A 13,596-nucleotide genomic window follows, 5' to 3' on the forward strand; every position below is an offset into this window, starting at 1 on the left:
TCTACCTCGATGCGCCAATGCTCTTCGGCGGCGACAATAACAAATGATCGCTCCGAAACAGAGTCATCCAGTGCGGCGAAAAGGCGGAAAGCCGCTGCGATGCGACTTTTATGCAACGTTAGGTGACCCACCCGCTCTTCCCGGTTAAAACGAGGCCACCGGCCGGATTTTATCTCTCATAAAAAATAATTGAAACATATACTTACACAACAACGGCTTGTGCGTTTATTTCCGGGTGGCGGCGGTTTTACGCCTGTTATCTGCGGCTGTCGGAAACGGAAGCATACGCCGGAGAATCGAATCCCTGCGGATGAAATGGTGCCACAACGCCGCCGCTACATGAAGAAATACGATGGCCGCAGCAAGGTAGGCGAGGGTGGCGTGAACCTCGCTCCAGAAGGCCTCCGCCCGGTCGGAAATCATCAGAGGTAATCCCGGCACGACCACGAGGTCGAAGACGTAACTGGGGATTTGCAAAGGCGAAGTCGACGCAATTGCCCAGCCGGCGAGGGGAACGGCGAGCGTCAGGAACAGCAACGCGGCGTGAGCAGCCCGCGCAGCACACCTCGCTGCCAGCCCTTCACCTTCTAGAACCTGCGGCTTTCTACTGAAAACCGACCACAGGAAACGCGGCACGGCGAGGGCCAGCACCAGAAATCCTATCGACTTGTGATATTGGAACAGGTCGAACTGAAGAACCGGGTCGATATTGTCGCGGCTCATCAGATATCCCAGCGCAAGCTGCGCCAGGAAAAGCACCGCGATTGTCCAGTGGAACGCGATTGCCAGCAGTCCGTAGGATATGGACGTATTACGCCACACCCGTTCCCGCGTCGTTGCGCTATCGGAATGATCCTCGAAATATCTCATCGGCTAGCTCAATTGTTGATAGGTATCTTTCGCGATGGCGTCCATACGGTCGGATGGCAGGTTGCCAACCAAAGCACAGCGGATGGTTTCGTCGTCCCAGGAGATGGCCTCCAGCGAACCGAAGCTGGAACGCCGCATGGCGGTGTCGCTCGAATCGGCCGCAGCCACGATATAAAGAGTGACGCGCTGCCCGCTTTTATCCTCATACATCAGCTGGGCGGCGGCGCCCTCGGAACTGGGAAGAACCCGGCCGCCGACAAGGGACAGACCGTGGCGGGTGAGGTCGGGAATGTTCAGTTTGCGGTCCAGCCGCTTCGAAAGCCATTTCGGCAGGCTGGAAGCATTCTCCGCATCGGCCCGGATTTCCACCGGATGCAGAACTTCGCTCGCAAAAAGCTTATGCGCCTGCGTTGCATCCGCCACGATGGAGTGGGCCGGTTCCGCGACCTGGGACACCAGCCCGCGCCCGAACCAGCCGCCCGTCAAGCCAACGGCCAGAATGAGGATGGATGCCGCCGCCATGTTACGCCAATCCGCGCGCTGCGACCGCAGACGCCGCTCGATGCGGTAAACATCGAGGCGCTCGGGAAGGGCGTCGGTATCAAGAGGGCCGTAGAGAGCCGTCAGCGTCGCATTCTGCTGTTGCCACATCGCAACCTTACGCGCGTCGGCCGGATTGGAGGCGAGGTGGGCACGAACGGCGTCACGCTGCCTGTCTTCGAGCTGCCCGTCGACATAAGAGATGAGATCGGCTTCGGTTATCTGCGGTTCGCTGCCGGTCATTTTATCACCTTGAGATTTGGCTGGTTCTCCTGGGTCATCCGGGCGAGAGCCGTTCGGGCCCGCCCCAGACGGGACATCAGCGTGCCCAGCGGAATTTCAAGAACATCTGCCGCTTCCGCATAACTGAGGCCCTCAACGACGACGAGGAGCAGCGCCTCGCGATGTTCGCCGGACAGTTTTTCGATGGCGCGGGCCATTTCGGCAAGCGCAATCCGGCCCGTCTGCGCCGCCGGCACAAACAGTTGCTCCGCAACATCGTCAATCGGGATTTGCGAGGGCCGGCGATTGCGGCCGCGCATATTGTTGCGGTAAACGTTGACGAGCACCCGGTACAACCACGGACGCAACGGTCCCTGCGGTTTCCACAGCGCCTTTTTACGGATGGCTCTTTCCAGACAGTCCTGGACGAGATCGTCAGCCGTGTCGCGATCATGCGTGAGCGCATTCGCGTAGCGGCGAAGCGCTGGTATGCAACTCGTCATCTCGTCCAGAAAATCCGGCATGGATACTATTCCTTGGCAATGTGCCAGACGCCGCCGACGCCATCGCCCGTGACATCGCCGGGCTTCTTGTCCATTTGCCAGCGATAGAGTGGTTTTCCGTCATGCGACCATTGCATCGTACCATCTTTGCGGGAGATTGGTTTATAGTCGCCATCCGCCTTGTCGGTTTTCGAGGCGGCGAGGGGCGGCCATTTCTTTGCGCAGCCGTCGTAGCAGACCGATGCGCCATTGGTATCATTGTCGAATGTATAGAGGGTCATGCCCTTGGCGTCGGTCAGGATCGTACCTTTGGCCGTTGCCTTTTCAACCAGGGCGCCACCGGCATAGGGTTCGGCGAGGGCAGCCGAGGCGGCAAGCGCGACAACGCCGGCCAGAATGAAATGATGTTCACGCATCACGATGGTCCTTTGAAGGGTAACGGATCGGACGATATGCCCGATATTAGACAAACACCCGCCCGCGGCTTTTAATCCCATCGCCGCTCGATTTTTTGCTGCCCCAGCGCCTTTATCTGACGCCCTTCAAATCAATGTCGAATGCAACCGTATTCGAATAGAGCGGTACTCCGACACCCATGCCATAGGGCAGGCGTGCAACATTGCCGGTGACATGGAAGGTGACGGATCCCTTCTGTTGTTCAACGAATGTCGCGTGAAACGTTTCGGGTCTGGATATGCCTCTGGCTGTCAATGTGCCTTCAACCACGGCGCTGCGCGGTCCGTCCTGCGTAACGCGGCTGGAGCGAAACACGATCTGCGGATAAACGGCAATATTAAAAACCGCACTGGATCGCAGGAAATTTTCCACCCGTTCTTGCCCGGTCTGGACGCTGGAAGGATTGAGACTGATTTCCACGTAAGATCTGGCCGGCTGGTCCGGGTCGATATCAAAGCGGCCGGAAATATCAGGAATTGTGCCCTTGATCCCAGGGCCGGCAACCTGCGCAATTGAAAAGCGGATGTGAGAGGCAGGATCGATACGATAGCGTCCGGCCGCCGACGAGAATGGACTGGCAGACACCGGCGTGCAAATCAATGTCAGGATAAGGAGAGTGATGGAGTGGGAATATTTCACGGCGCAAGCTCCTTCATGAGTAGTCGCACTCAGGAGAACACCACAGGACGAGGTTTAATCCGCACCACGCCGGCAGATCGTCAAAATCCCTCCTATAGGGGAATACCGCCTTTGACTGTGCGTCGGGCAAAACATCCGTGAGGGAGATGCCTTCTATCAACAAATAATAATCGCATAAGATAGATTATGGAACTTAATTGTCATTTGGGATACGTGCTTTTAATCCCAATGACCTTTCAGGCAACCTAGGCAATCGTCTTGATGCGGGCCAAACGATCCGCGAGATCGTTCCCGGCTATGCCGGAATGTCCCTTGCACCACGCTATTTCTACGTTCGGCTTACGAAGCAGTAAGCGATCCACATTCCGCCACAGAGCTCCATCCGGTATCTGTCGCTTCCGCGCTCGTGAATTCGGGTTGACGCGTTCCACCCGTTGGTCCGCCAAATTTCGCGCCAGCGATGGCACCCCTCAACGACATGAACGGAGTCCGGCCAACGGTTGGCTGTCCGGCCTGGCGCATTTGTATCCAGCCTGACACTCTCACCGCGGCATTCGTGCAAAACCTTTCGCCAGAATCGGTCCGGTCGGTCTGCCCGTTGGTGATCCGCCTGCCTGCTCGAGCGTGATCTCGTAAAGCTGCTCGCTTTTTGGTGTCGGCAAAGCCGGTCCTGCGAGATGTGCTGATCGAACGCCTTCGATCAGGCCGAGTGAGACTGGCCCAACCTCTTTGGAAGGCAAGGTCCATAGCTGGATCGTCTTGTCCTGCGGTACGGCAAAATCAGCCAGCATCCGCACAGTCGCCTTTTCATTTCCGAAATCCTCGACCACGGCCTGAACTTCGCCAGCCTCGTTGACGAGGACTGCAATCACCAGCGGCTCCATTGTCCGTGTCAGGCTAAAAGTGAGGCCGGCGGCAAGAACGACGGTTGCGGCAATCGCGGAAATGGCAATCGATCGCCACCCGTTTCCTTGATTGTCGTTTGCGGTGCGGATCGGTTTATTGGCCGCGGATTTCTCCTGAAGCGGCAAACGGGATTGGATATTGTTCCATAACTCACCGTTGACAGCTGCGGGCTCAACGCTGGTATCGAGCGGCAGGAAGCGCTCCCGGCTTGCCGCGACTGCCGCCCGCAATTCGCCGTCCCTTTCCATTGCCGTCTCGATAGCCGCAGCCTCCGACGTTTCGAGCAGCCCCAATACATAGTCATCGGCAATAGCGGGAATGTCTTTGCGATCAAACGTCATGCCATGCACTCCCGAAGCGCCGAAAGTCCGCGCCTTATCCAGGATTTCGTCGTGCCAAGCGGAGCCCGCAGCCGGCCGGCGATTTCGCCATGGGAATATCCGGCGACGTAAGCCATCAGAATGCCCTGCCTTTTGGTCTCGTCGAGCGCACCGAGACATTCATAAAGGCGCGAATTCCTGTCGAGCTTCTGCCAGGCGGCGATCACTTCATCGGCCTGTTCGCTATCGCGCAGCGTCTCGACATCCTGGACCGCGATTTCACGCCTGCCGTCCCGCAGAAGGTTCAGTGCCCGGTTTCTGACGATGGCGTAAATCCAGCCCCGCGCCGAACCTTGGTCCCTCCTATATTGGTGAGCATGCGTCCAGATACGCACGAAACTTTCCTGCACCACCTCTTCCGCCAGTTCCCGGCGCTTGACGATACGCTCGGCCACCGCGATCAACCGCCCCGCTTCACGGTCGAAAATAGCGCGCAATGCGTTTCGGTCACCTCTGGCGCAGGCAGCGAGCGCCCTGTCGAGATCGTCCGGCACGGAGCCCATACGCATGCGAAACCTTTCGAGTTCTGACCGCAGGAACGGCCGATCCTGGCATAATACCCATAGAGCGGCGATATGGATGCATGCGGCAGATATTTTTTTACCGGCTGCATCCAAACGGCCTGCCCCGCGTGTCTTCATTGCTGGAAGCGTTAAATGCCAAAGCTTGAGCGGCTTCCAAACGGATCAACGCACGGGAGAAAGACATGACTACTATCCGCTTCACTCTGATTGCCTCCGTTGCTTTCGCAGCGACCGCAGGCGTCGCCGTTTCAGCGCCGGTACTTGGACTGACCGGAGACAGGACGCTGGTGATGTTCGACAGCGAAAAGCCGGCCGTTACCAAGACGATGGATGTCACCGGTGTCGACAAGCTTGTCGGCATAGATTTTCGCCCCGGCAGCAAGACCGTTATCGGTGTAACGCCGGATCATCGCATCGTCTCCATCAATCTTGAGACAGGCGCGGCAACCGAAGTGGCCAAGATGGACAAGATGCTGACCCTCACGGAGGCGCCGGTGGTGGTCGATTTCAACCCGATGGCGGATCGTCTGCGCTTCATGACAGGAACGACCAATCACCGCGTCCACCCCGATACCGGCGCCGTGACGGTGGATGGCGCACTCGCCTTCGAAGACGGCGACATGCACAAGGGCGAAACGCCCAACATCGTTGCCGCCGCCTATACCAACTCGATAGGCAAGCCGGAAAAAACGGCGATGTACAATATCGATGCCACCATCGGCGCATTGATACAGCAGACGAAACCGAATGACGGCACGCTGAAAGCGATCGGCAAGCTTGGCCTCAAGGAGAAGCCGGCTACTTATGCGTTTGACATTCACGGTGAGGAAGGCGGCAAGAACACCGCCTATCTGGCCGCGGGCAATACTCTCTACACCGTCAACCTCGAAACCGGCGCGGCCACCGAAGTCGGTGCAATCACCGGCGCGGAGAACGGCCTGCGTGATATCACGGTCCTTCCAGCGATGTGATTTGCGATCACGGGCTCCGAACAAAAAAGAAGGCTGGTCCGTTTGGGGCCAGCCTTTTCCATGACGCCGGTTATTCGCCGGTCACATCTTCGGAAGCAGAACCTTGTCGATGACGTGAATGACGCCGTTCGACTGCTTGACGTCGGCGATGGTGACATGCGCCACGCCGCCGGTCTCGTCGGTCAGCGTGATCTTGCCCATGCTTTCCTTCGCTTTCAGAATGCAGCCGCCAACGGTCTTGACGTCATGCGTACCCTTGTCGTCCTTGATCATCTTTTCGATGGTTTTCGACATGGCATCGGCGGCCACCACATGGCAGGTGAGAACCTTGGTAAGCTGCGCCTTGTTTTCCGGCTTCAGCAGGGTTTCCACAGTGCCCTTGGGCAGCGCGGCAAAAGCTTCGTTGGTGGGTGCGAAGACCGTGAAAGGCCCCTTCCCCTGAAGTGTCTCAACCAGGCCGGCGGCCTTGACGGCTGCGACCAAGGTCGTGTGATCCTTTGAGTTCATCGCATTTTCAACGATGTTCTTGTTTTCGTACATGGCAGCGCCGCCGACCTTCGGATTGGCGGCGAATGCGCTGACGGAGATGGCGGACACGATTGTTGCGACTGCAAGCGTGCCTATCGTGGACCTGATCATCGTAATTTCCTCTTGTTCGATTGCCCCGACGCTCGCTACGCGCCTCCTCGGGCTGACACTCCACAATCGGAGCAAGGGAAGATACGAGCCGGACGGGAAAAGAGTTTCAGCCGATCCAGATTCGTTGAAAACTTATCCTTATAAGACGAGGAGTGACGCCCCTCACCCGTCAGATTGAGCCTAGCGAAACGCGCTTCTCCAACGCGGACGCCTCTTCTTTCCGTTCGCTGTAACGGTCGGTCAGATAGGCTGAGGCGTCACGCGTCAGCAGGGTGAATTTCACCAGCTCTTCGCAGACATCCACCACCCGGTCGTAATAGGACGACGGCTTCATCCGGCCATCGGCGTCGAATTCCTGATAGGCTCTCGCGACCGATGACTGGTTGGGAATGGTGATCATCCGCATCCATCGTCCGAGGATCCGCATCTGGTTCACGGCATTGAACGATTGGCTGCCACCGGAAACCTCCATCACGGCAAGCGTCTTGCCCTGCGTCGGGCGCACGGATCCGACAGAAAGAGGAATCCAGTCGATCTGCGACTTCATGATGCCGGTCATCGCGCCGTGGCGCTCGGGACTTACCCATAGCTGACCTTCAGACCACAGCGACAGCTCGCGCAGTTCCCGCACCTTCGGGTGGCTGACGGGCGCTTCATCGGGCAAAGGCAGGCCTTTCGGATCGAATATCCGCACCTCGCATCCGAGCCTTTCGAGGAGCCGCGCCGCTTCGAACGCGAGCAAACGGCTGTAGGACACCTCGCGGAGCGAGCCATAAAGGATCAGGATGCGGGGCTTGTGGGTTGCGAAGGATGGACGGAGCGCATCGAGATCGATCGACTGCAGATGCTCGCCATTCAGTGCCGGGAATGTATCAGGCAATTCGCTTTCCTTTCTGATCCAGTATCTGTTCGCCATCCTCCTTGAAGAATGGTCCCTTGAAGCTGTCCGGCAATATATCCAGCACAACCTCGGAAGGACGTGCGAGCCTGGTGCCAAGCGGTGTCACCACAAAGGGACGGTTGATGAGGATCGGTGTGCCGATCATGGCGTCAAGCAATTCGTCTTCGCTCAGGTCCGGATTGTCGAGACCGAGTTCGGCATAGGGTGTGCCCTTTTCGCGGATGGCCTCACGGACGGTAAGTCCTGCATCCGAGATCATCGTCGCGAGTTCTTCGCGCGTCGGCGGCTCCTGCAGATATTCGATTACCTTCGGTTCGATCCCGGCGGCGCGGATCAGCGCCAGCGTGTTGCGCGATGTCCCGCAGGACGGATTGTGATAGATTGTGATGTCCATACTCATTGCCTTTCGGTGACTATTGTTCGGGAAACAGCGGGGGCGGCCTCATACCAGTCTTTTGAGCGGTTCACGATCCAGACGACCGAGAGCATGACCGGTACTTCGATGAGGACGCCGACGACGGTTGCGAGTGCCGCGCCTGACTGAAAGCCGAACAGGCTGATGGCGGCCGCGACCGCGAGTTCGAAGAAGTTGCTGGCGCCGATCAGGGCGGACGGTCCGGCAACGCAATGCCGTTCGCCAGCCATGCGGTTCAGAAGATAGGCGAGCCCGGAATTAAGATAGACCTGGATCAGGATCGGGATGGCGAGCAAGCCGATGACGGCTGGCTGTGCGATAATCTGTTCCCCCTGAAAGGCGAAGAGAAGAACCAGGGTTGCGAGCAGCGCCAACAGCGACATCGGCTGCAGCCTGGCAAGCACGCGATCCAGCACCCGTGATGTACCGTCGGCCGTGAGTTTCCGCCGGATGAGCTGCGCAAGGATGACAGGCACGACGATATAGAGCGCAACGGACAGGATCAGCGTGTCCCATGGAACCGTGATGGCCGACAGGCCAAGCAGCAGGCCGACAATCGGAGCAAATGCAACAACCATGATCGCATCATTGAGCGCGACCTGCGAGAGGGTGAACAGCGGCTCTCCGCGTGTCAGGTTGCTCCAGACGAAAACCATGGCCGTGCAGGGCGCGGTGGCGAGAATGATCAGCCCGGCAATGTAGGAATCGATCTGGTCGCCGGGGAGATAGGAGCGAAACAGCCAGCCGATGAAGAGCCAGCCCAGCAGCGCCATGGAAAACGGCTTGACGGCCCAGTTGATGAACAACGTCACGCCGATGCCCCGCCAGTAGGTGCCGACCTGCACAAGAGACCGGAAATCGATCTTCAGCAGCATCGGAATGATCATCAGCCAGATCAATATTGCAACGGGCATGTTCACCCTGGCGATCTCGGCCGCACCGACAAGCTGGAAGACGCCGGGCATCAGGTGGCCGAGGGCGACACCGACAATGATGCACAGGAACACCCAGACCGTGAGATAACGTTCGAACCTGGACATTATACGGACTTTCCCTGCGTCATCGTCGGGGAAGGATAATGCGACCGTTGGCCGGCCCCCCGCCCTTCACGATGGGAGAAAATTGAGCGCGCGTGATTATTCATGCGCGGGCTGCGCACGTCATGGACGTTATCTGTCATGGTCTCTTGATCCGTGGTTAGGTCGACGGCCTGGCAGACCTCACGAGGGCTTCGCCTCCGGGCTGCAGCAGGGTGTAAGTTCGGCAAGGAGCGGAGCACAGAGTTCGGTCGCACCGCCGCAACAATCCTTCAACAGGAACAGGATCAGCTCACGCAGACCATCGAGATCCGCGCGGTAGATGATCGACCGGCTTTGCCGCTCGCTTTTGACAAGCCCTGCCCTCGACAATGTGGCAAGATGTGCGGACATCGTGTTCTGCGGAATATCGATGAGACGCGCAAGTTCACCCGCCGCAATACCCTCGGGCTCGTGGCGTACGAGAAGCCGGAAAGTCTCCAGTCGGGTGGATTGGGCGAGCGCGCCGAGCGCCGTTATCGCAATGCTGCTATCCATATATCTAGAATAACGGATATATTGCCGCTGTCAACAGCGATGACTTCATTATCTCGCTCACGGGCGGCGGCACGTCAGTATGAAACGTCGGTAGACATAGGTGCGCAGCCTGTTGCGCAGGTTGGCGTTTTTACGCTGCGCTTGCGCTATAGGGTCGTGGGAGTGCAGTTCGATGCCGGCAAAGCCTGCGGACGTCAGAAGCGGCATCAGCATGTCGGGCCTCAGCCCCTGCCCGAACGGAAGAGCTTTCATGATCGCGGCGTGGTGAACACTCTGGGCCCCATCGTAGCTCTTGTCGGCGCCCACCAGCCGGTCGATGAGCCAGATCAGCTGGCTTGCGAAGCGCCCTGTCGGCTTTGGCCTTGCCCAGTCACCATCGAAGAACAGCAGGCGACCACCCGGACGAAGCAGCCTGAACCATTCCCGAAAGGCCTTCTCGGGCTCAGTCAATGTCCAGACCAGATGCCGGCAGATGATTGCATCATAGGACTGGTCCGGTTCCATGGTGTTTTCAGCATCCGCCATGATGAAACGTAGCCTCGGCTTTCCGGCATGTTTCGCCCGCGCCACGGACAGCATCGCCTCTGAAAAATCCAGTGCCGTGACCTCATGACCGAGGTCGTGAATCAGTCGCGTCACCTCGCCCGTGCCGCAGGCCAGTTCAAGGATGCGCTTTGGCTCTGTACCCAGCAAGTCCCTGATCGGCTTCTGCCATGCATCCGCCTCCGGACCGGCAGCAATCCTGTGTCCAAAGGCAAGATCGAAAGTTTCGGATCTTTTCGACCAGTAGTCCCGGATTTCTTCCTTAAGGTCGAAATTGCCGCCATCCATCGTTTCATCCTTTATGTATTGCACGTTGTTTCCACCTTGGCGAAATGTCAGTCAGCGGTGTCGAACAGCGCATTGAGCGTTCCGACCGTCATGGCAATCGCAACACCCGGCCAGATCATCAGGCTCGGATGGTCGAAGATAAAAACGCGATATTCGAAGAGCATGGAGCCCCAGTCCGGCTTTGATGGATCCGCGCCAAGGCCGATAAAGGCGAGCGAGGCATAGGCGGTGACCGCAAAACCCGCCTGGTTGCCGGTATGGGTCACCATCAGCGGCAGAATGTTCGGCAAAAGATGGCGGATGATCATCCGGAACGGCGGCACACCCAGGGCCTCCGCCGCATGAACAAAGGTTTGTCCAAGCACGCGCTGGCTGAGGGAATGGGCAAACAGGGCCGTCGGCCCAATGCCGGCAAGGCCAAGCGCCAGTCCCGCCGTCATGGGCGTCAGACCGAAAACCGCCGCTGTCGTGAGCGCGATGATCAGCGTCGGGACGGTGATGAAGAATTCGCAGCAGCGCAGCAATGCGCGCTCCTTCCAGCCACCCAGTACGGCAGCCGCTGTTCCGAGCAATGTCCCGCCGGTAAATGCAATGAAGCCAACCGAAAAAACCACCAGCGCCGTGCGCCACCCGCCCGCCATGATGCGGGACAGAAGATCGCGGCCGAGGTGATCGGTTCCCAGCAGGTGGCTCGCTGTCATGCCCGAATGACGGGCAAGAATATCCACCGCATCCGGATCATAGGGCTGCCAGAAGGTGCTCAGGAGCAGGAAAAGAAGCAATACGGCAAGTGCGGAATACCGGATCATCGCCCAAGCCGCGGATCGAGAAAACGTTGAAGTATCTGAACGATCAGGTTCATGAGGAGCAGCCACAGCGCAATGACCATGACATAGGCCTGCAAGACCATCTGGTCGCGAACCGCAATGCTCTGCACGAGAAACTGGCTGAGACCCGGAAGATTGAAGAGAATTTCCATGGTTGCGGTCGAACCGATCACCCAGCCAGCCTCCGAGCGAACCGCTGAAAGCAGCGCATAAAAAGCACCGCGATGCGCGTGACGCCAGAGAGCCTGCCGGCGCGAAAGCCCCTTGGCGAGAGCGGTGCGGAAATAGGGCTGCCGCATGGTTTCCATCATGTCTCGCCGATAGACGCGCGCAAAGACGGCGGTTGAATGCGAGGCTATCAGCATGACGGGCAGCACGATCGCGGTGGCGTCGGTCGCGAAAGGACGTATCCATCGCAGCTGGACACCGAGAACCCAGAGCAGAACCAGCCCGAGCCAGAAACCTGGAACGGCCTGAACGAAGACTGAAAATGCGCGGCTTGCGCGGTCGGTAACTCCACCTGGCCGTGCCGCTGCGAAAAATCCGATCGGCACTGCGACGGCGATGGCGAGGAGCATGCCCGCAAGGCCGAGCATGAGCGAAACCGGAAGACGCTCGCTAAACTCCGCGAAAACGGGTTCACCGGTGCGGAAGGACCGCCCCCAGTCACCGGTGACGAAATCCGCAAGCCATTGCAGATAACGCAGAAGAAGGGGCCGATCGAGGCCCCATTCTTCCCTCAGCGCGGCGACGGTTTCACTCGTTGCCGTCAGGTTCCATACCCTGATGGCGATTTGCACGGGATCGGCGGGCATAAGGGCAATAAGCGTGAAGGATGCAAGCGAAAGCGCAAGCATTGCCAAAGCCGAACGCATGCCGAACCGGAACAATTGCATCAGAACTACCTGGTCTCGCCGATATCGGCGCGAAGGACATAATAGTCCGAACCCCAGGGTTCATAATTCTGAAGCCGCTTCGAAAGGCCCACATACCAGACCGGCGAGACCAGAAAGGAAGCCGGAACGTCAGTGAACAATTTTGCCTGGGCATCAAGGGCAATCGCGGCCCGTTCGCCGGCCCCACCCGCCGTAGCGAAGCGGTCGAGGATCGCATCGAATTCCGCAGAGGAATATTTCGAATAGTTGAGCGAAGCACCGCTGCGCAGCATCGAATTGAGGAAAAAGGCCGGATCGCCGTTGGGCGCGGTGTGCTGCGCCCAGAGCGCGATATCGAATTCGCCCGCGGCCGCCACATCCTGAATGTTTTCCACGACCTTGGTGTCAAGCGCGATACCGACCCTGGCAAGCTGCGCCTTCACGACAGGCAGCATGGTAACAAGGTCCGGGCGCTGCGGATAGGTGATGGCGAGAAGCCGCAACGGCAAGCCGTCCTTTGTGCGGTTCCCTGCCCCGTCCTTGACCCATCCGGCGTCATCAAGAAGCGCTTCGGCCTTCTTGATGTCGGTCGGCCGCGGCTGCTTTCCAGCGAAGGGGAAATAGGCGGCATAAGCGCCGGTGGCCGGCTCACCGCCATTGATCGCGGCAGCCAGCTCCTTGCGATCGAAAGTCAGGTCCAGCGCCTCCCGCACTTTGATGTCGGTGGTAATCGGCCGCTTCGTATTGAGGAAGGCGAGATATTGATAACCGACCGGGAAGGACTTGATCGTCAGGGCCGGATTGGTTTCCAGCCGTTTCACGACTTCCGAGGGCAGTCCGAAGGCGAGGTCCAATTCGCCAGCCTCCAGCGCAAGTGTCATGCTTTGCGCGTCACCGAACCTGCGGAAATCGACCGGGGAGCGGGAAGCCGCATCGGCGAAATTGGCATTCGGCGCGAGTTTCAGCGATGTATCTGCCTTGAAATCCGCAATCTGATACGGCCCGGTGAAGAGAGCGCTTCCATCGGCGGCCGGCGTATAGGCGACGAGCGGCCACTCCGCAAATAGCGCCTGCAGGAAGGACACCGGTTTCTCCGTCGTGATATCGAGCGTCAGTGCATCGACTGCCTTGAAGCCAAGCTTTCCACCTGTCGCAAGCGCCGCCTTGTTGGTTGCGAAAGTATGCTCAAATCCGGCCGCAAGGGCTGCTGCCGTTACGGCAGAACCATCGGAGAAGGTCCGGTCCGGTTTCAGCGTCACTGTCCAGGTCAAATCGCCGGTACGTTCCGCTTTCTCGGCAAGGTCCGGCACAAGCCGGCCCTCTTTGTCGACGGTAAAGAGGTTCTGGCCCACTCCATGACTGACAAGAGCCCAGCCATTGGAGCCCTTTGCGGGATCAAGGCCACTTGTGATGTAGGTGGCGCCGACGCGCAAGGGTTCGGTGGCAAGCGCATCGGCCGCCACGCCTGTGATGAAAGCCGCGAGCCCGGCTGCTGCCAGACGCGAAAAGCTCTTTATCGGCAT

At 58.7% G+C, this 13,596-nt stretch carries 18 protein-coding genes; 1 reads left to right on the top strand and 17 read right to left on the bottom strand.

Annotated features, from left to right (window positions below; all coding sequences use genetic code 11):
• Positions 1–225 precede the first annotated feature (225 nt).
• The 8 genes from AC1ROR_RS04430 to AC1ROR_RS04465 form a co-directional block, all read right to left on the bottom strand.
• Entirely contained in the window at positions 226–870 is a 645-nt protein-coding gene (locus AC1ROR_RS04430; protein WP_498588689.1) for a cytochrome b, read from the bottom strand.
• Between the two features lie 3 nt (positions 871–873).
• The gene (locus tag AC1ROR_RS04435; protein WP_498588690.1) at positions 874–1,653 is read right to left on the bottom strand and encodes an anti-sigma factor family protein; all 780 of its coding nucleotides are present in this window, start codon (positions 1,651–1,653) and stop codon (positions 874–876) included.
• Positions 1,650–2,156 carry a sigma-70 family RNA polymerase sigma factor gene (locus tag AC1ROR_RS04440; RefSeq protein ID WP_498588691.1) on the bottom strand — a complete coding sequence of 169 codons (507 nt, stop codon included), beginning with the start codon at positions 2,154–2,156 and terminating at the stop codon, positions 1,650–1,652. Before AC1ROR_RS04440 ends, AC1ROR_RS04435 begins: the two co-directional genes overlap by 4 nt.
• Positions 2,157–2,161: 5 nt before the next feature.
• Entirely contained in the window at positions 2,162–2,551 is a 390-nt protein-coding gene (locus AC1ROR_RS04445; RefSeq protein WP_035217311.1) for a COG4315 family predicted lipoprotein, read from the bottom strand.
• Between the two features lie 112 nt (positions 2,552–2,663).
• Positions 2,664–3,230 carry a YceI family protein gene (locus AC1ROR_RS04450; RefSeq protein WP_498588692.1) on the bottom strand — a complete coding sequence of 189 codons (567 nt, stop codon included), beginning with the start codon at positions 3,228–3,230 and terminating at the stop codon, positions 2,664–2,666.
• 245 nt (positions 3,231–3,475) lie between these two features.
• Complete coding sequence (locus AC1ROR_RS04455; protein WP_498588693.1) at positions 3,476–3,697, bottom strand: RNase H family protein; 222 nt, start codon at positions 3,695–3,697, stop codon at positions 3,476–3,478.
• A 75-nt stretch (positions 3,698–3,772) separates the two neighbouring features.
• Positions 3,773–4,477 (bottom strand): anti-sigma factor, encoded by a 705-nt coding sequence (locus tag AC1ROR_RS04460; protein ID WP_498588694.1) that lies wholly within the window; start codon positions 4,475–4,477, stop codon positions 3,773–3,775.
• Entirely contained in the window at positions 4,474–5,019 is a 546-nt protein-coding gene (locus tag AC1ROR_RS04465) for a sigma-70 family RNA polymerase sigma factor (RefSeq protein ID WP_498589171.1), read from the bottom strand. Before AC1ROR_RS04465 ends, AC1ROR_RS04460 begins: the two co-directional genes overlap by 4 nt.
• A 203-nt stretch (positions 5,020–5,222) precedes the next feature.
• Here AC1ROR_RS04465 and AC1ROR_RS04470 point away from each other — a divergent pair, with 203 nt between their 5' ends.
• On the top strand, positions 5,223–6,011 hold the full coding sequence (locus AC1ROR_RS04470) for a DUF4394 domain-containing protein (RefSeq protein ID WP_498588695.1): 789 nt from the start codon (positions 5,223–5,225) through the stop codon (positions 6,009–6,011).
• Positions 6,012–6,092: 81 nt separating this feature from the next.
• Here AC1ROR_RS04470 and AC1ROR_RS04475 read toward each other — a convergent pair whose 3' ends face one another.
• The 9 genes from AC1ROR_RS04475 to AC1ROR_RS04515 all read right to left on the bottom strand — a co-directional run bounded on the left by AC1ROR_RS04475 (position 6,093) and on the right by AC1ROR_RS04515 (position 13,596).
• Complete coding sequence (locus tag AC1ROR_RS04475; protein WP_080834413.1) at positions 6,093–6,650, bottom strand: fasciclin domain-containing protein; 558 nt, start codon at positions 6,648–6,650, stop codon at positions 6,093–6,095.
• A 169-nt stretch (positions 6,651–6,819) separates the two neighbouring features.
• Entirely contained in the window at positions 6,820–7,566 is a 747-nt protein-coding gene (gene arsH / locus AC1ROR_RS04480) for an arsenical resistance protein ArsH (RefSeq protein ID WP_498588696.1), read from the bottom strand.
• Positions 7,523–7,945, bottom strand: coding sequence for an arsenate reductase (glutaredoxin) (gene arsC, locus AC1ROR_RS04485; RefSeq protein WP_498588697.1), 423 nt, complete (start codon positions 7,943–7,945; stop codon positions 7,523–7,525). The genes arsH and arsC overlap by 44 nt, the downstream gene beginning before the upstream one ends.
• A gap of 2 nt (positions 7,946–7,947) precedes the next feature.
• The gene (gene arsB / locus AC1ROR_RS04490; RefSeq protein WP_498588698.1) at positions 7,948–9,006 is read right to left on the bottom strand and encodes an ACR3 family arsenite efflux transporter; all 1,059 of its coding nucleotides are present in this window, start codon (positions 9,004–9,006) and stop codon (positions 7,948–7,950) included.
• Between the two features lie 180 nt (positions 9,007–9,186).
• A complete protein-coding gene (locus tag AC1ROR_RS04495) occupies positions 9,187–9,540 on the bottom strand; it encodes an ArsR/SmtB family transcription factor (RefSeq protein ID WP_498588699.1) in 354 nt (117 codons plus the stop codon).
• Between the two features lie 57 nt (positions 9,541–9,597).
• Positions 9,598–10,371 (bottom strand): class I SAM-dependent methyltransferase, encoded by a 774-nt coding sequence (locus AC1ROR_RS04500; RefSeq protein WP_498589172.1) that lies wholly within the window; start codon positions 10,369–10,371, stop codon positions 9,598–9,600.
• A gap of 47 nt (positions 10,372–10,418) precedes the next feature.
• Positions 10,419–11,180, bottom strand: coding sequence for an ABC transporter permease (locus tag AC1ROR_RS04505; protein ID WP_498588700.1), 762 nt, complete (start codon positions 11,178–11,180; stop codon positions 10,419–10,421).
• Positions 11,177–12,094 carry an ABC transporter permease gene (locus tag AC1ROR_RS04510; protein ID WP_498588701.1) on the bottom strand — a complete coding sequence of 306 codons (918 nt, stop codon included), beginning with the start codon at positions 12,092–12,094 and terminating at the stop codon, positions 11,177–11,179. Before AC1ROR_RS04510 ends, AC1ROR_RS04505 begins: the two co-directional genes overlap by 4 nt.
• Positions 12,095–12,099: 5 nt before the next feature.
• The gene (locus tag AC1ROR_RS04515) at positions 12,100–13,596 is read right to left on the bottom strand and encodes an ABC transporter substrate-binding protein (RefSeq protein ID WP_498588702.1); all 1,497 of its coding nucleotides are present in this window, start codon (positions 13,594–13,596) and stop codon (positions 12,100–12,102) included.

The sequence above is a fragment of the Agrobacterium sp. GW821-FHT14E08 genome (assembly GCF_058803865.1).